This is a genomic window from Isoptericola aurantiacus (assembly GCF_044769875.1).
GTDB classification, from domain to species: domain Bacteria; phylum Actinomycetota; class Actinomycetes; order Actinomycetales; family Cellulomonadaceae; genus Isoptericola; species Isoptericola aurantiacus.
Genome location: NZ_JBJBAE010000001.1, coordinates 1,030,612 through 1,047,301, shown reverse-complemented (window position 1 = coordinate 1,047,301; position 16,690 = coordinate 1,030,612). Strand labels below are relative to the sequence as shown.

Below are 16,690 nucleotides of genomic sequence, written 5' to 3'. Positions count from 1 at the left end.
AGGAGGTCGACCGATGGATCTCGGACTGACCGGACGCACCGCGTTCGTCGCGGCGTCGTCGCAGGGGCTCGGGTACGCGTGCGCGCGGTCCCTGGCCCGGGAGGGTGCGGCCGTCACCCTCAACGGCCGTGAGGCCGACAGGCTCGCCGCGGCCGCGGGAACCCTGCGCAGCGAGCTGCCCGACGCCGAGGTGTCGTGGGTGGCAGCCGACCTCACGACGCCGGAGGGTCGTGCCGCCATCGTGGCGCAGGTTCCCGACGTCGACCTGCTCGTGACCAACAACGCCGGCCCGAGACCCGGCAGCCTGGACGAGTGGGACGCCGACGCGCTCGTCGGGGCACTGCAGGCCAACGCGATCCCTGCCGTCGAGCTGATGCGCGCGTGGATCCCCGGCATGCGGGCCCGCGGGTTCGGCCGGGTCGTCAACATCACCTCGGCCATGGTCAAGAGCCCGGCGGCCGACATGGGCCTCTCGACGTCGGCCCGGGCCGCCCTCACCGCGATCTCGAAGTCGATCTCCCTGGACGTGGCAGCCGACGGCGTCACCGTCAACAACCTTCTCCCCGAACGCATCGACACCCCCCGGCAGGAGTTCATGGCACAGCGACTCATGGCGACCCACGGCATCGACCGCACCGAGGCGTTCCGCCGCATCGCCTCGACGATCCCCGTCGGACGGCTCGGCGCGCCCGAGGAGTTCGGCGACGCCTGCGCGTTCCTCTGCTCGGCACAGGCCGGCTACATCAGCGGACAGAACCTGCAGCTCGACGGCGGCGCCTACCGGGGGCTCGTATGAGCGCCGTGGTCACCGCGGACGCCGCGGCCCGCACCGAGATCCTGGCCGTCGAGGAGCGTCGCCGGGCAGCTCTGCTCGCCCACGACCTCGACGCCCTGGACGCGCTCTTCGACGACACCCTGGTGCACGTCCACGCACCCGGCCTGATCCACACCAAGGTCCAGCTCCTGGAGCACGTCGCCACCCGGCACGCCTACCTCGACATCACCCGTACCGACCTGGTGGTGCGGCTCGTCGGTGACGACGTCGCCGTCGTCACCGGCCGCATCCTCAACCGGCTGCGGCGGCCGGACGGCGGCGAGCGCGAGCTCGGCGGCGTCGCCACGCAGGTGCTCGCCCGCAGCGGCGACGGCTGGCGGTTCGTCAGCTTCCAGATGACCCCCGACGGCGAGCAGGAGTGGGGCAGGCTCCCCTCCGAGATCGCCGCGCAGAACGACGGACAGGACGAGAACCGATGAAGATCGCACGATTCCGGGTCGCGGACGGCCCGGTGCGCCTGGGCCGCGTCGACGGTGACACCGTCACCGACCTCTCCGACGTGCCCGGGGTGGGCTCCTCGCTGCGCGCGATCCTGCCCGAGCTCGACTCCCTGCGGGCCACCATCGAGACCGCGTCCGGTGCCGTCCACCCGCTGTCCGACGTCGTCCTCGAGGCACCGGTGGACGACCCGCAGAAGTACCTCGGCATCGGGATGAACTACGCCGCGCACGCCGAGGAGGCCCGGCAGGCGGGCGTCCCGGTCCCCGAGAACCAGATGTGGTTCAACAAGCAGGTCTCGTGCATCGTCGGACCGTACGCCGACGTCGAACGACCGGCGGTCTCCGAACAGCTCGACTACGAGGTCGAGCTCGCCGTCGTCATCGGCCGGCGCTGCCGGCACGTGTCGCGGGACGACGCCGCCGGCGTGGTCGGCGGCTACCTGGTGGCGAACGACGTCTCGGTCCGCGACTGGCTCGCGAAGCGCTCACCCACCTTCACGCTCGGCAAGTCGTTCGACACCCACGGCCCCCTCGGCCCCTGGCTCACCACCGCCGACGAGGTGCCCGACCCCCACGACCTGGAGCTGAGCCTCACCGTCAACGGCGAGGAACGGCAGCGGGCCCGCACCGACGACCTCATCTACGACATCTACGACCAGATCGAGTACCTGACCACCGTGATGACGCTGATGCCCGGCGACATCCTGGCCACCGGCACGCCCGCCGGCATCGGCGCCCCGACCGGGAGCTGGCTGAAGCCCGGCGACGTCGTCCGCGCCAGCGTCGAGGGTCTCGGGTCGCTCGAGAACACCGTCGTCGAGGCGCGCTGAGGATGGGCCGTCGGCAGAGCATCGACCTGCCGGGCTTCGGGCACGCGAACCCGATCCCGGCGGCCGCCCGCATCGGGAACCTGCTGATGTCCGGGGTCCTGACCGGCCGCGACCCCGCCACGCGGGAGATGCCCGCGAGCCTCGACGACCAGTGCGCGAACGTGTTCAGGCACGTGCGCGCCCTGCTCGACACGGCCGGCGGGTCGTGCGACGACGTCGTCAGGATGACGTTCTGGCTCGCCGCCTACCGGGACCGCGACGCGCTCAACCGCGAGTGGGTCGCGATGTTCCCCGACCCGCGTGACCGACCCGCCCGGCAGGCGATGGCGGCGACGCTCGACGGCGGCTGCCTGATCCAGTGCGACCTCGTGGCGGTGCTCGACGACCCGGCCCACCGATCTGCAACCAAGGAGACCTGATGACCGCGACCCACGAGGCCGCCCTGCTGGCGGCCGTCCCGGACGGCCTGCTCATCGGCGGGCGGTGGCGTCCCGCCGCCGACGGCGCCACGCTCGGCGTCGACGACCCCGCGACCGGCGAGCAGGTCAAGCAGATCGCGGACGCCACGGTCGACGACGGCGTCGCCGCGCTCGACGCGGCGTCCGACGCGTTCCCGAGCTGGTCGACGACGCCGGCCCGGCAGCGGGGCGAGATCCTGCGCCGCGCCTTCGACCTGGTCCAGGAGCGCGCCGAGGACCTGGCGCTGCTCATGACGATCGAGATGGGCAAGCCGCTGGCCGAGGCCCGCGGCGAGGTCGCCTACGGCGGGGAGTTCCTGCGCTGGTTCGCCGAGGAGGCGCCCCGCGTCCAGGGACGCTACGGCGCCAACCCCGAGGGCAGCGGCCGCATGACGGTGACCCAGCACGCCGTGGGCCCGTGCTTCCTCATCACGCCGTGGAACTTCCCGCTGGCGATGGCGACCCGCAAGATCGCCCCGGCGCTGGCCGCGGGCTGCACCGTGGTGATCAAGCCGGCCGCCCTCACCCCGCTCACCACGCTGTACCTCGCGAGGATCCTCGAGGACGCCGGCGTCCCGGCCGGGGTGGTCAACGTCGTCACGACGTCCCGGACGGCTCCGGTCTCGGAGGCGATCATCCGCGACCCGCGCCTGCGCAAGCTCTCCTTCACCGGGTCGACACCCGTCGGGCAGCGGCTTCTGGCGCAGGCCGCCGACGGCGTGCTGCGCACGTCGATGGAGCTCGGCGGCAACGCCCCGTTCGTGGTGTTCGACGACGCCGACCTCGACAAGGCCGTCGACGGTGCGATCGCGGCGAAGTTCCGCAACATCGGGCAGGCCTGCACGGCGGCCAACCGGTTCGTCGTGCACCGGTCGGTGGCCACCGAGTTCACCGAACGCGTCACCGAACGCGTCCGGGCGTTCCGGAGCGGCCGCGGGACCGAGGAGGGCGTCACGATCGGGCCCCTCATCGACGACCGCGCCGTCGAGAAGACGGGGGCACTGGTGGCCGACGCCGTCGACCGCGGTGCCACGCTGTGCACGGGCGGCGAGCCGGCGGGCGGGCCCGGGTCCTTCTTCCCGGCGACGGTCCTGGCGGACGTCCCCGCCGGGAGCGACATCCTGCGCGAGGAGATCTTCGGACCGGTCCTCGCCGTCGTCCCGTTCGACGACGAGGACGACGCCGTGCGGATCGCCAACGACACCGAGTACGGGCTCGTCTCCTACGTCTACACCGAGAACCTGGCGCGCGGACAGCGCATGATCGAGCGTCTCGAGACCGGGATGATGGGCCTCAACGTGGGCGTCGTGTCCAACGCGGCCGCGCCGTTCGGCGGGTGGAAGATGTCCGGGCTGGGACGTGAGGGCGGCGCCGAGGGGATCCACGAGTACCTGCAGACCAAGTACACGCTGACACCCGACCCGTTCGCGTAGCAGAGGCTGGATGGCGTGCTGCCTCGGCCCAGCAGCCGGGGCGGCACGAGCCAGCCATGGACGCTTCAGCGTGAGTGACAACCAACGTCTTAGCGATAACGGTGCACCGTCTCGCGGATCCTGTCTGCGTGCTCGTAGATCTCCTCGAGCGACTCGATCGCGACGCGCTCCTCGTTCTTGGACTCGTCAAAGAGACCAACGTACTTCTGTCCGGTGTTGAAGTGCAGCCGGACGATCGGCTTTCGGTTGTTGTCGTCGAGAAGCACGCCCATGTAGCTCTTCGTGTCGCGGTGAACGATGCGGCCCGGCGGGACCTCGCTACACGCGATAGCGCGGACGATCTGGTAGCCCTCGATCTCCTCCAGGGTGGTCTCGATCCCGCGATCGTCCGACTTGCCACCCTCGCTGAGGTCCTGCTCGGCTGCGTCCTCGCCGGTCATCGATGCCGCCGCGTCGTCGCTGTACGTCTGGCCACCCAGCGCGGCCTTCAGCCGATCGTTGACCTGATCCGCAAGGAACTGCTTCATCGCCTTCCCGACGAGACCGCGGAACTGCTCGCGAACCCGCTGTGTGAAAGAGCCGTCGTACACCCTGTTGGTCAGAGCCTTGACCCACTCGTCGTCCGGCGTCCGGAACTGCTCGCCCAGCGCTCGCTTCAGCGCGCCGATGTACTTCAGCTCCTCTGCAGCGTTGACCACCGAGTCCAGGTCGAACGACTCCTTCGTCAGCTTCTGGACCTCGGGGATCAGCGACTCGTCCAGCTCAAGCAGATCAAGCTGGAGAAACGGCTTGTCGTCCATCCGGTTCGCGCGTTCGAGATCCGTGTAGAAGTTGTAGTGCTGACCGTTCGTGAGGATCGCGATACGGGCGTTCGAGGTCGCGAAGTAGCGGAAGAGCTGGGAGGCGTGGTTGAGGGAGAGGGGCGAACCGATCGACTTCACTTCGATCAGGATCTGCACCTCGTCCCCGCGGACGATCGCGTAGTCGATCTTCTCGCCGCGCTTCGTCCCGACGTCGGCGGTGTACTCAGGTACGACCTCGTTCGGGTCGAAGACGTCGTAGCCCAGGACGAGCGAGATGAACGGCATCACGAAGGCGTTCTTGGTCGCCTCCTCGGTGCCGATCTTCTCCTTCTGCTGGCGGATCTTCGACGCCAACGATGCGAGCCGTTCACCAAAATCCACGAGAACCTCCGCGCGAGACTGTTGCCTCTACGGACGGTACCCACAGGACCTCGGTCGGGAACGGGATCGGCGTGGATTTCACCCGCAGTCCGATGAACAGCGGGGTGCGCCCATCGGTCCCCAGTGCGTCAGGCCCGGTAGCCGTGCTGCCGGCGCAGCAGCCGGCGCACCATCGCCACCGTCTGCACCACGGTGACGGCGCCCAGGACCGGCCAGCCCACGGACAGCACGGCCGACTGCGCGGAAACCGGCAGCAGCGTCCAGACCCAGACCAGGCCGGCCAGGGCGGCCACCGCCAACGCCAGCGGGCTGAGGAACGCCCACCCGGCCCCGCGCTCCGCCTTGGCCTGCGCCGCCCAGTTGTCGGTCCGGGACTGGGCGAGGAACTTGGTCCAGGCCCGCACGAAGTGGCCGAACCGGATCCACATGTAGACCTCGGCAGGCACCAGCGTCGCGGCGAACAGCACGTCACGCCAGGTGGGATTCTTCATCGACAGCGCGATGCGCAGGTTGAGGGCGACGGCGACCACCGGCGGGATCAGCCAGACCGGGGAGAACTCGAACGCGCCGATGCTCAGCGCCGCCGCCAGCAGGAGCCCGAACATCAGCCGGGTCGCTGCGTTGAGCAACATGGAGGCGTTCTCCATCCAGCGCAGCCGCAGGTTCGGGTGGAACGGCTGGCCGCGGGTGTCGCCGCGCTGCCCCGGCCACATGAGGTCGATCGCCCCGTAGTTCCACTTGACCTGCTGCCCGTCGAGCGCACGCAGCGTGGTCATGCCGCCCACGGTGGCCCGCGCCGTCGCGCTGATCTTGGTCGAGAAGCCGACCGACTTGATCTGCAGGCTGAGCAGGGAGTCCTCGACCTCGGAGTCGCTCACCCACGGGTCGCGCTGGTGGTGGGCGGCCATCACGGTCTCGAGGGCCGCGGTGCGGAACAGCGAGGCCTGCCCGCCGAGCACCGCCATGTTCCGGCCACGCACCAGGTTCTGCAGGTTGAACGACGCGAACTGCGCGCGCTGCCCGGTCAGCAGGAACCGGCCGAGCGGTCCGCGGGCGGCGCGATCGTCCACGGTGTAGATCGCCGAGATGCCGCCGATGCGCGGGTCGGCCTCCATCTCGGCCTCGAGCCGCTCCACCGTGCGCCTGCCCAGCACCGTGTCGCCGTCCACGCCCAGCAGGTAGTCGGCCCCGCGCACGAGCCGGAACCCGTAGTTGAGCGCGCCGACCTTCTTGTCCGGCAGGACGCCGAGGTCGTGCACGTAGATGCGGGTGACCTGCTCGACGCCCTTGCGCACCACCGTGTGCTCGCCGGCCAGCTTCGCCGCCTTGCGGAACGTCTTGTCGGAGGTGTTGTTGACGACCACGTGGATCACGTCCGGCAGACGGGTCTGCTTCAGCAGGCCACGCAGGACGTCGACGATGGTGTCGGCCTCGTTGTACGCCGGGACGACGGCGCCGATCGTCGCGCGCCGGGTCGGCACGTCGACGACCAGCTCGTCGGGGGTGAAGTGGAAACGGTCGAGCACGGTGCCGAGGGCGAGCGGGTGAGGCTCGGTCTCGAGGACGTCACCGTCGACCACCGGGGTCGAGGTCTCGTCGAGCAGTGCGGTCATGTCGGTCTCCGCGGGATCGGTCGGATGCAGCAGACCTGATCCTGCGGCCCGCACCTCCGCGTCGACCGCAGCCGACGTCATGACCTGCTCAGGAATACGTCAGGAATGACGCGACGAGGCACCGCGGGGGCCGGAACGGCTCCCGCGGTGCCCCGGTGCGACCTGTCAGCCGGCGTAGGTCTCGAGCTCGGCCACCCGCGGCGTCCCGGAGGACGACGTGATGACGAAGTCGATCTTGCTGGTCGACGTCGCGGCGAACGAGATCGCCCCGGCGCCGGTGCCGCTGGTGAGGACCTCACCGGTGTCGTGGTCGACGACCTGGTAGGACCCGATGGTCCCGGCCGTGCCGGACGCCTCGCGGACCACGATCGTGGAGACGGTGCGGTCACCGTCCCACTTGATCGAGATGCGGCCGGTGGAACCGTCGGGCGACCAGTACGTCGACAGGTCACCGTCCCGCACGTCGCCGTAGCTCGTCCCCGAGGCCTTCGACGACCCGTCCGACCCGGCGCCGATCGAGAGGTTGGTCCCGCTCGGCGGGTCGGTCGGATCCGTCGGCTCGTCCGTCGGCTCCGGGTCCGTCGGGTCGTCCGTGGGCTCCGGGTCCGGCGTCGTGCCGCCGAAGGTGACCTGCAGCGACCCGTCGGCCGCGAACGACCAGTCGAGCTCGCCGTCGTACCCGGAGCACGCCGACCCGTTCGAGCCGTCCCAGAACGAGTTGCCGCCGGCGTCCGTGCCGGAGTGCCGGTCGCTGGACCCGCTGTCGCAGGAGACGTTCCCGCTGAACGTGTGCGAGCCCTCGTCGAAGTTGAAGTTCCGCTCCTCGTTGCCGATCGACACGTTGTCCGTGATCGTCATGGAGCCCGGGTTGCTGTTGAAGGTGAACCCGTGCTTGCCGTTGTTCACGGCGTAGGAGTCACGGACCACGTGATCGACCTCGATGTCCTCGCCACCGAGCTTGAACCCGTTGCGGTCGCCGTCGCCGGCCTGCGAGCCGTCGGAGAGGGTCCCGTTCTCGAACGCCAGGGAGCTCTCGATGGTCACGGCGCCGATCGGGCCGGTCTCGTCCTTGGTGTACAGGTCCCAGCCGTCGTCGATGTTGTGGTGGGAGACCGTGTCGCGGAAGACGTTGCCCGGACCGGCGGTGAGCTTGGCGGCGAACCCGTCGGCGTCCTCCCCGTCGGAGTCCGCGTTGTCGTGCGACTCGCTGGACACCACGAGGTTGTCCGACGGCCACTGGTCCGACGGCGCACCCGCCACCAGGCGGGAGATCTGCAGCCCGGTGTCGTGGTTGTACCGGGTCACGACCCGCTCGATGACGTTGTGGTCGCCGCCGAGCAGGATGCCGTTGTCGCCGGCGTGCTGGACGACGATGCCGTACACGTGCCAGTAGTCGCCGCCGATGGCCAGACCACGGTTGGACGAGTCCTCGGCCTGGGCCGAGAAGTCGAGCACCGGCGTCTCACCCGGGAGGGCGGACAGCAGCGTGCGGTCACCCGGGTTGCCGTCGTTGCCCGGCTCGATGGTCACGGTGTCGTCCAGGTCGTAGGTGCCGCCGGCCAGGAAGATCTCGCCGCCGGCGTTGACGCGGTCGATGGCCGAGACCAGCGTGGTCGGGTCGGACTCCGTACCGGCCGCTCCGGCGGACCCGCCGGGGGCGACGTAGAGGGTGTCGGCGCCCGGCTGCGGTTCGTCGGTCGGCTCCTCGGTCGGCTCGTCCGTCGGCTCGTCCGTCGGCTCCTCGGTGGGCTCGGTGACCGATCCGGCGTACGTCTCGAACTCCGCCACGCGCGGCGTACCGGACGACGACGTGATCTCGAAGTTGATCTTGCTCAGCGACGTGGTGGGGATGTCGATCACGCCCGCACCGCTGCCGGTGGCGAGCACCTGTCCGGTGTCGTGGTTCTGCACCTGCCAGGACCCGATGTTGCCCTCGGCGCCCGCGGCCTCACGGATGACGATCGAGGACACGGTGGTGTCGCCGTCCCACTTGATCGAGATGCGCCCGGTGCTGCCCGAGGGCGACCAGTACGTCGACAGGTCACCGTCACGCACGTCGCCGTAGCTGGTGCCGCTCGCCTTGCTCGACCCGTCCGAGCCCGCGCCGATCGACAGGTTCTGGCCGCTCGGCTCCTCGGTGGGCTCGTCCGTCGGCTCGTCCGTGGGCTCGTCCGTCGGGTCGTCCGTCGGGTCGTCCGTGGGCTCCTCCGTCGGGTCCGGGGTCGTCGGCGAGCACGAACCGTCCGAGACGCTCATGCCCGTGTCGGCCCCGGCCGTCGCCGCGAGCAGGTTCGGGACGCACTCGGCGGCGTCGACCTCGTAGGAGTAGGGGATGGACACCGAGGTGGTCGACGTCGGGTTCGGCCCGGCCGGGTAGTTCTCGTCGTCCTGCTCGGTCCAGGTGATGTTGTCCCAGATGTTGCCGCTGACCTCCCACGTACCGCGCTCGTCGGTGTAGAAGGTGCCCAGCGGGTCCTTGGAGTCCTCGAAGTAGTTGTTCTCGACCAGGACCTTGGCACCCACGCGCGAGTTGATGCCCGACTTGACCAGACCCACGAAGTGGTTGTTGTAGGAGTGGGCCGTACCGGCGCGCAGCAGCGGGGTCCGCGAGTCGATGTTCTCGTAGAGGTTGTGGTGGTAGGTGACCGGCCCGTTGCCGGTGTCGCCGTCGCTGGACCCGACCAGGCCGCCACGACCGGAGTTGCGCAGGATCGAGTAGGACAGCGTGACGTAGGTGGTGTCCGCCTTCATGTCGAACAGCGCGTCGTAGCCGGCGGACTCGCCGCCGGAGGCCTCGAGCGTCGCGTGGTCGACCCAGACGTTGGAGACGTCGGACTCCATGCCGATGGCGTCACCGCCGTTGGAGGTGGGGGAGCCGGACTTCTTGACGTTCCGGACGTGCACGTTCTGGATGATGATGTTGCTGGACGAGCGGATGTGGATCCCGAGCTCGTCGAAGAGGGCGCCGCTGCCCACACCGATCAGCGTGACGTTGCTGATCTCCTTGAGCTCGATCTTGTCGTCGGCGGTGTTGCAGGAGTCGCCGGACACCTTCGAGGTGTTGCCGTGGTCGATGGTGCCCTCCACCTCGATGATGATCGGGGTGTCGCTGCTGGCACGGTTGCAGAGCGCCTCGTGGATCTCGGTCCCGGTGGACGCCTGGACGGTCTGACCGCCGGCACCGCCGGTGGTGCCGCCGTTCTGCGTGGCGAACCCGGTGGGGCCGCTCGTCGCCGCCTGGGCGTCGGACATCCACAGGGCGGTCATGCCCATCGTGGCGACCAGGGCCGTCGTGGCCCCCGCCGCCGTGAGCCGTCTCGCGGCTGCTGTTCTCATCGTTGCCTCACTTCGTCATCGAAATCGGGCAGTGCGGGTGGATCGACGCGTCGCGGCGGACCGTCCGCCGCATCGGGTCCACGGACCCGCCCGTCGACGACGGCGGCCGCTGCGTCGCGGCGCACCGCCGGTGACGGGGTGACGCGGCCTCATCGACTTCGCCCCTGTCGCACCCGCTCCGACGCTGGAACGGGTACCCAGATGAGACAGGTTCCATCGGGAACCGGTTTCTCATGCTAGGTACCGGTTTCCCGTTGCGCAAGCCCGGGGTTTTTGGCGCCTCTACGGTGATTAGTTGGCCAAATATTGGTTTGCTACCGGTCCGGAGCAAACGTCGTCCGCGTCGCACCCCTCCTCCGCCCCGGCGCCCCACCGGCCCCGCTGCTGGGCACCGACGGCCCGGCACCAGACCTCGGTCGCCGACTGTCAGCGCTGTCGGGTGACGAGTGCCTGCGTCAACGTCAGCGGTGGTTCACCCCTCGAACGGGTCGAGGCTCGGCAAGAGCCGTGGCGCGTCCTGCACGCACCCTTCACATCTGCGGGCCGGGGCGACCTTCCCCGGCCAGGTCCACCAGCCAGTCGCACGCCACCGGCAGTGCCCCCAGGACGCTGACGTGACCGTCCCGGGGACGCAGCCACAGCTCGGCGGCGGGCAGCGCCTCGACCAGCAGCTCGCCGTGGTGCCGCGGGATCACCCGGTCCGCCCCGCCCTGCACCACCAGGACCGGGGTGGCGACCTGAGCGAGCTCCACGCCCCACGGCCGCACGAACGCGACGTCATCGTCCACGATGCCGGCCGGCCACTCCTCGCCGGCCCGTCCGGCGTCCGCCCCGAGGGCGCCCCACGGCCCGGAGAACATCGCGACGTCCGCGGCGACGAAGCTCGACGCGTCGAACTCTGCGGTCTCCGCGTGGCGCGTCCGGGCCTCGGTGCCGTCGAGCGCGGACCGCAGCCCGCCGTCGTCGGCCATCCCGGCGAACCAGGCGTCGGAGCCGTCGTACGGGGCGACGCCGGCCAGCGTCACCGCACCGGCGACGAGGTCGGGACGCAGTGCTGCGAGCGCCAGGGCGTGCGGCCCGCCGCCGGAGGCGCCGACGGCGTAGGACGCCGTGATCCCGAGGGCGTCGAGCGCGTGCCCGACGACGCGCGCGGCGTCGGCCACCGACCGTCCTGAGCGGCGGGTCGAGCCGCCGTACCCGGAGCGGGCGGGGGAGAGCACCCGCAGCCCGCGCGCGGCCGCGGCGTCGACGACGGGCGGCAGCAGCTCCCCGGACTGCGGCGAACCGTGGTGCCACACGAGGACGGGTGCGGCCTCGGCCGCGCCGGTCCCGGAGTCGTGCACGACGGCGCGGCCGCCCTCGGGCAGGTCGATCTCGTGCCGCACGGCGTGCGCCATCGGTGGGTCCTCTCCTCGGCGACGGGTCGCACGGTCCGACCCGCGGCGACGCCCGGACTCATCGGTCGGCCACGACCTGTCGACGTGCAGCCTAGATTGCAAGATCGTCCACGGGACTGCTGCACGGTTGGGTGTCACCTGACCGTGCAGCAGCCCCGAAGAGGACCAGGCTTCAGGGCTTGGCACGCAGGAGTTTGGGCAGTCGGCTTGTGCTCACCAGGTGGTCGCGGAGGTCCGGAGACAGGCTCCTGGCGACGTAGACGATGCTGCGGCGGGCGTTCTCGGCTCGCTGGTCGAAGACTGACTCGTGATGCGCGACCCGATTGCGTATGTCGCGAAGCTCGGTCATGGCGTTGTGAAGCTTTGTGCGATCGGCGCCTGCGACGAACGCCGTGTGCAGGGCCGGTACCCAGAGTGTCTTCTCGTGGAGGCTGTCGGTGAGGTAGGACCAGAAGCCGAACATGAGCTCTGCGATCGCCTTGCCCCTCGGCACGCCTCCCCCCGCCACGTACCCGGCGGCCTTGCGGGCGCTCTTGATCTGCCCTCGAGGCGTCGAGTTCTTGTCCTGATGGTTCCCGCTGCGGTCTGTGACGAAGTGTGCTGGGAACAGCAGCGTGTAGATCGGCGGCTCGAGCCAGTCCCCACCGCCGGCCGCAGGGTGCTGCAGCAGCGTCCGGTCGTACGCGTTGCGGATCCCGACCTCGAGGTGGCTTAGATCGTGCAAGAACGCGGCGGCCAGCTCCGCGTTCCACTCGTAGAGCGCCAGGGCTCGGCTGTGATCGCCGCCGGCAGCCCGAAGGTACTTGGCGTACCGGCCCGCCGTGAGCCAGTCGACGACCCACTGAGGTTCCATCGACACGAAGACCACCCATCACGTAGACTGGACGTACAACGAGAGCCTGAGATGACCGCTCCCGCCTAGCGGGATGTTACTCAGGCCAAGGTCTTGGGAAGCCCCGGTATCAGGTCACTGACCCGGGGCTTCTCGCTGTCTAGGCTTCACCGCGTGCTGGTCCAGCGTCCGTGGGCGTTTGGCCACCACCGCCGCCCGTCCGTCGCGCAGCGGCCCAAGCGCGAGTCCCGAGCGTCCAGGTGTCAGTCCATCTGGTCGAAGAACGACTTGGCCTGACAGCACCGGGTCGGTGGAGGCTGCCTAGCCGGTCCATGCCGAGCGAAAGGTAGGGGGCGGTCGCCGCCGGGCACAGCCCCAGGCCGCGCTGCGTCGCCGCGGCGAACACTTCGCTGAGCGATGCTCCGCCGCCGAGCCCCAGCTCCGCCGCGGAGACCTCAGTCAGGGTCAGCCTGCGCCCCGCGGCCTCGTCGAGGTCGACGTCGTCGAGAAGCGTGCGCGCGTGGACGTTGAGCTGCACCCCCGCATCGTCCAGGGCGGCCAGCAGCTTCGCGCGGGCCAGTCGGCCGATCAGGACGTCAGTTCTCGTGCCTGGTTCGGAGGTCGTCACCCCGCCAGACTGCCCGCCGAGCACGAGACCTCAGGCGCACGTGCGATGGCCCTGCGCCGACGCGGTGCAGCCGCGCACGATGCGCCCCGGGCCCGTCGAAGCCGATGAATCGGAGTGCCGGACCGTCTTCCGCAGTGAGGTCCGACCAAGGCGCGCGGTCATGGTCTGTCTCCTGGGCGTTGACGACGAGCAGTTCCTGGGCCGACCGGAACTTCGCTACGGCGCCACGAATCTAGCGCGCGAACGTTGCGCCCCGCGTCACAGTGGTCTGGGCGGTGCCAGGAAACCAGGTCAGGCTCCGCCGCGGTTTCACGGTGGCCATGCGCGGATCGCTCCCTACTTTGCGCGACCGACTCGACACGCCCGAGATCACGCAAAGTAGAGAGGCGTGTCCGCGCAATCCGCGCTGCACGTCGACACGACCTCCCGGCTGAGGGCCGTCGGGACCAGCCGCTCGAGCGGGCGCAGGTCCACGCGTCGCGCACCGCAGACCGAGCACCGCACGTACAGCACGTGACCGTCCGAGGTGGCGTGGCTCGACTCCACCGCCCAGCCGTGCTCGTGGAGCGTCCGGGGCGTGGTGGACGGGTGCGGTGCGCGGGTCACGGGTGTCGTCATGCGTCCCAGCGTGCTGTCATGGTCTTGTGCATCTCAACCCTTACGGCGAGTACGCGGTGCTCCTGGCCGCCTCCCTGGCCGACGACTGGCCCGCCGACCGGGCGGGCATCGAGGCCCGCACCCGCGACTTCGGCATGACGATGTCGTTCCCCCGCGAGCCCGACGACCACCGGCGCACCCGCCGCGTCGTCGACGACTGGCTGACCGTCGTCGACGCCGAGGACCCCACCGAGCGCGCCCGGCTGCTCAACGCCCAGATGGCGTCCGCCGCCGCCTACCCGCGGCTCACCGACCACGACGCCGAGGGCTGGCACCTGCACTACCGCGACGAGGACCAGTCCCTGCCGCACGTGCTCCACGCCGTCATCAGCGTCGGGACGGCACTGCACCTGACCACCCGGGGGATGCACCGGCTGGGCCGGTGCGCGGCGGGGCTGACACCCGGCGACCCCTGCCGGAACGTCGTCGTCGACGTCACGCGCAACGGACGCCAGCGGTACTGCTCGGTGCGGTGCGCCAACCGGGCGGCGGTGCGCCGGCACCGGGCACGAACCCGCACCTGACGCACGAGTGGCAGGGACCACGGTCCCTGCCACTCTCAACATATAGCGCACCGGGGGTCTTGCGGCAAGGCCCCCCTGGAGGCGCAGAATTCCAGGCCTGCGCGGTGAACCCGTCCCGCGTGCCCTGATCGGAGCCGATGCCCGTGACCCCCCGGACCACGCCCGCCTTCGCCCTGCCGGACCGCCTCGTCGCCAAGTCCGACCCCGCCCTGATCGCCGACGACGAGCGCCACTTCGCCGCGATCGCCCGGACCCTGGCCGCCACGATCGAGGACCTGTCCACCCGGCTCGACGCCGCCCGCCGCGCCCCCGGCGGCACGGGACAGGCCGCGCTGGACCGTGACCAGGAGATCCACCGGCTCACCGCACGCCTGCGCACCCTGCGGCGCTACGGGCTGGACCTGTGCCTGGGCCGGATGGTGCCCGACGACGACGGTGCGCCGGTCTACGTGGGACGCCTCGGACTCACCGACGCGGCCGGCCGGCGCCTGCTCGTCGACTGGCGCGCGCCGGCTGCCGAGCCGTTCTTCGGAGCCACCCACGCCCACCCGCAGGGGCTGGCGAGCCGACGCCGCTACCGCTGGACCGACGGCCGCGTCACCGACTACTGGGACGAGGTCTTCGACCCGGACGCGCTCGAGGGACACGCGGCGCTCGACGACCAGTCGGCGTTCATCGCGAGCCTGGGCGCCAGCCGGTCGCCACGGATGCGGGACGTGCTCGCCACGATCGCCGCCGACCAGGACGCGATCGTCCGCGCCGACTCGTCCGGGTCCCTGGTCGTGGACGGCGGTCCCGGCACCGGCAAGACGGTGGTCGCGCTGCACCGCGCCGCGTACCTGCTCCACTCCGACCCGCACGTCGGGCACCACCACGGCGGGGTGCTGTTCGTGGGGCCGCACCGGCCCTACCTCTCCTACGTGGGCGACGTGCTGCCGAGCCTCGGCGAGGAGGGTGTCCGCACGTGCGTGCTGGCCGACCTGGTGCCGCAAGGGGCCGCCGTCGCCGTCGAGGCCGACCCGGCGGTGGCCGCCCTCAAGGCCGACGCCCGGCTCGTCGACGCCGTGGAGCCGGCCGTCGCCCTGTACGAGACGCCGCCGACGCAGGGCATGCTCGTGGAGACGCCGAGCGCCGACGTGTGGCTCGACGCCGCCGACTGGGCCGAGGCGTTCGACGCCGTCGAACCCGGCACGCCGCACCACGAGGCGCGCGACGACGTCTGGGACGCCCTGCTGACGATCCTGACCGACAAGCTCTCCGACGAGCTCGGCACCGACCCCGAGGAAGGCTTCGGGTCCGACGAGAACCCCGGCTTCGGACCGGCACCCGGCCTGCGCCTGGGCGAGGACGAGTTCGACGCCTACGGGATCGCCGCCCCCGACGACGACACCCTGCGCCGGGCGCTGGCGGCGAACCGCGACCTGACCCGAGCGTTCGGCAGGGCGTGGCCGCTGCTGGAACCGACCGACGTCGTCGGCGACCTGTGGACCGTGCCCGCCTACCTGCGCCGGTGCGCGCCGTGGCTGGGCCCCGAGGACGTCGACGCGCTGCAGCGCGCCGACGCCCATGCCTGGACCGACGCCGACCTGCCGCTCCTCGACGCGGCCCGGCGCCGGCTCGGCGACCCGGAGACGTCGCGGCGCCGGCGCCGGGCCGAGGCGGCCGTCGCGGCCGAGCGGGAGCGGATGAGCGACGTCGTCGACCACCTGATCGCCACCGACGACTCCGACCTCGGGGTGATGTCGATGCTGCGCGGCCAGGACCTGCGCGCCGCCCTCGTCGACGACGCGGCGGTCCCCGCCGCCGAGCCGGACGCGCTCGCCGGCCCGTTCGCCCACGTCGTCGTCGACGAGGCGCAGGAGCTCACCGACGCCGAGTGGCAGATGCTGATCGCCCGGTGCCCCTCGCGCAGCTTCACGATCGTGGGTGACCGGGCCCAGGCGCGCCACGGGTTCGCCGAGTCGTGGCAGCAACGGCTGTCGAGGGTGGGTCTCGACCGGATCGAGCACGCGACCCTGACCGTCAACTACCGCACGCCCGCGCCCGTCATGGCCGCCGCCGAGCCCGTCGTCCGCGCCGCGATCCCGGACGCCAACGTCCCGACGTCGGTCCGGGTGGACGGGGCGCCCGTGCGGTACGGGACGACGGCGGAGCTCGCCGCGGTCCTGGACGGCTGGCTCGCGCAGCACACCGAGGGGACGGCGTGCGTCGTCTCGGCGTCCGACGCTCCGACGCTGCCCGACCGGGAGCGGGTGCGGTCCTTGACGCCCGTCACCGCCAAGGGGCTCGAGTTCGACCTCGTCGTGCTCGTCGAGCCCGACCGCTTCGGCGCGGGGACCTCCGGCGCGGTCGACCGTTACGTGGCCATGACCCGCGCGACCCAGGAGCTGGTGGTGCTGGCGGGCTGAGCCATCGCGTCCGCGCGGGGGCCGCGCACGGTACCGCCCTCCCCTGAACGCCACCTGGTCGTCGCCCCGTCCCGCTCTCAGCATCGTGTGCCTACGCTCGTGGGCCCGTACCCCT

The 16,690-nt window shown here is 71.1% G+C and carries 14 protein-coding genes; 7 read left to right on the top strand and 7 right to left on the bottom strand.

The features are described from left to right. Window positions 1-13 precede the first annotated feature (13 nt). Genes ACIQLL_RS04800 through ACIQLL_RS04780 form a run of 5 tightly spaced genes read left to right on the top strand, consistent with a single transcriptional unit; the run spans window position 14 to window position 3,996 of the window. Complete coding sequence (locus tag ACIQLL_RS04800) at window positions 14-796, top strand: SDR family oxidoreductase (protein ID WP_402463887.1); 783 nt, start codon at window positions 14-16, stop codon at window positions 794-796. After that, window positions 793-1,254 (top strand): nuclear transport factor 2 family protein, encoded by a 462-nt coding sequence (locus tag ACIQLL_RS04795; protein WP_402463885.1) that lies wholly within the window; start codon window positions 793-795, stop codon window positions 1,252-1,254. Before ACIQLL_RS04800 ends, ACIQLL_RS04795 begins: the two co-directional genes overlap by 4 nt. Continuing rightward, window positions 1,251-2,105, top strand: coding sequence for a fumarylacetoacetate hydrolase family protein (locus ACIQLL_RS04790; protein ID WP_402463883.1), 855 nt, complete (start codon window positions 1,251-1,253; stop codon window positions 2,103-2,105). The genes ACIQLL_RS04795 and ACIQLL_RS04790 overlap by 4 nt, the downstream gene beginning before the upstream one ends. Before the next feature lie 2 nt (window positions 2,106-2,107). Then, the gene (locus ACIQLL_RS04785; RefSeq protein WP_402463881.1) at window positions 2,108-2,524 is read left to right on the top strand and encodes a RidA family protein; all 417 of its coding nucleotides are present in this window, start codon (window positions 2,108-2,110) and stop codon (window positions 2,522-2,524) included. Next, window positions 2,524-3,996 carry an NAD-dependent succinate-semialdehyde dehydrogenase gene (locus ACIQLL_RS04780; RefSeq protein WP_402463879.1) on the top strand — a complete coding sequence of 491 codons (1,473 nt, stop codon included), beginning with the start codon at window positions 2,524-2,526 and terminating at the stop codon, window positions 3,994-3,996. The genes ACIQLL_RS04785 and ACIQLL_RS04780 overlap by 1 nt, the downstream gene beginning before the upstream one ends. 89 nt (window positions 3,997-4,085) lie before the next feature. Here the strand turns inward: ACIQLL_RS04780 and ACIQLL_RS04775 are convergent, their stop codons facing one another. The 7 genes from ACIQLL_RS04775 to ACIQLL_RS04745 form a co-directional block, all read right to left on the bottom strand. Then, complete coding sequence (locus ACIQLL_RS04775) at window positions 4,086-5,180, bottom strand: type I restriction enzyme HsdR N-terminal domain-containing protein (protein WP_402463877.1); 1,095 nt, start codon at window positions 5,178-5,180, stop codon at window positions 4,086-4,088. A 128-nt stretch (window positions 5,181-5,308) separates the two neighbouring features. Beyond that, complete coding sequence (locus ACIQLL_RS04770; RefSeq protein ID WP_402463875.1) at window positions 5,309-6,793, bottom strand: glycosyltransferase family 2 protein; 1,485 nt, start codon at window positions 6,791-6,793, stop codon at window positions 5,309-5,311. Between the two features lie 165 nt (window positions 6,794-6,958). Continuing rightward, window positions 6,959-10,129 carry a pectate lyase family protein gene (locus ACIQLL_RS04765; protein WP_402463873.1) on the bottom strand — a complete coding sequence of 1,057 codons (3,171 nt, stop codon included), beginning with the start codon at window positions 10,127-10,129 and terminating at the stop codon, window positions 6,959-6,961. Window positions 10,130-10,659: 530 nt separating this feature from the next. Next, on the bottom strand, window positions 10,660-11,526 hold the full coding sequence (locus tag ACIQLL_RS04760; RefSeq protein WP_402463871.1) for an alpha/beta fold hydrolase: 867 nt from the start codon (window positions 11,524-11,526) through the stop codon (window positions 10,660-10,662). A gap of 172 nt (window positions 11,527-11,698) precedes the next feature. Continuing rightward, window positions 11,699-12,394: an Abi family protein gene (locus ACIQLL_RS04755; protein ID WP_402463869.1), complete on the bottom strand. Its 696-nt coding sequence runs from the start codon at window positions 12,392-12,394 to the stop codon at window positions 11,699-11,701. Between the two features lie 124 nt (window positions 12,395-12,518). After that, a complete protein-coding gene (locus ACIQLL_RS04750) occupies window positions 12,519-12,986 on the bottom strand; it encodes a hypothetical protein (RefSeq protein ID WP_402463868.1) in 468 nt (155 codons plus the stop codon). A gap of 369 nt (window positions 12,987-13,355) precedes the next feature. Continuing rightward, entirely contained in the window at window positions 13,356-13,604 is a 249-nt protein-coding gene (locus tag ACIQLL_RS04745) for a hypothetical protein (RefSeq protein ID WP_402463867.1), read from the bottom strand. Between the two features lie 26 nt (window positions 13,605-13,630). Between ACIQLL_RS04745 and ACIQLL_RS04740 the strand changes: the two genes are divergently transcribed. Together ACIQLL_RS04740 and helR are read left to right on the top strand one after the other, a co-directional pair. Further along, on the top strand, window positions 13,631-14,167 hold the full coding sequence (locus ACIQLL_RS04740) for a CGNR zinc finger domain-containing protein (RefSeq protein ID WP_402463865.1): 537 nt from the start codon (window positions 13,631-13,633) through the stop codon (window positions 14,165-14,167). 137 nt (window positions 14,168-14,304) lie between these two features. Further along, window positions 14,305-16,575, top strand: a complete 2,271-nt coding sequence (helR, locus tag ACIQLL_RS04735) for an RNA polymerase recycling motor ATPase HelR (protein ID WP_402463863.1) — start codon at window positions 14,305-14,307, stop codon at window positions 16,573-16,575. Window positions 16,576-16,690 lie beyond the last annotated feature (115 nt).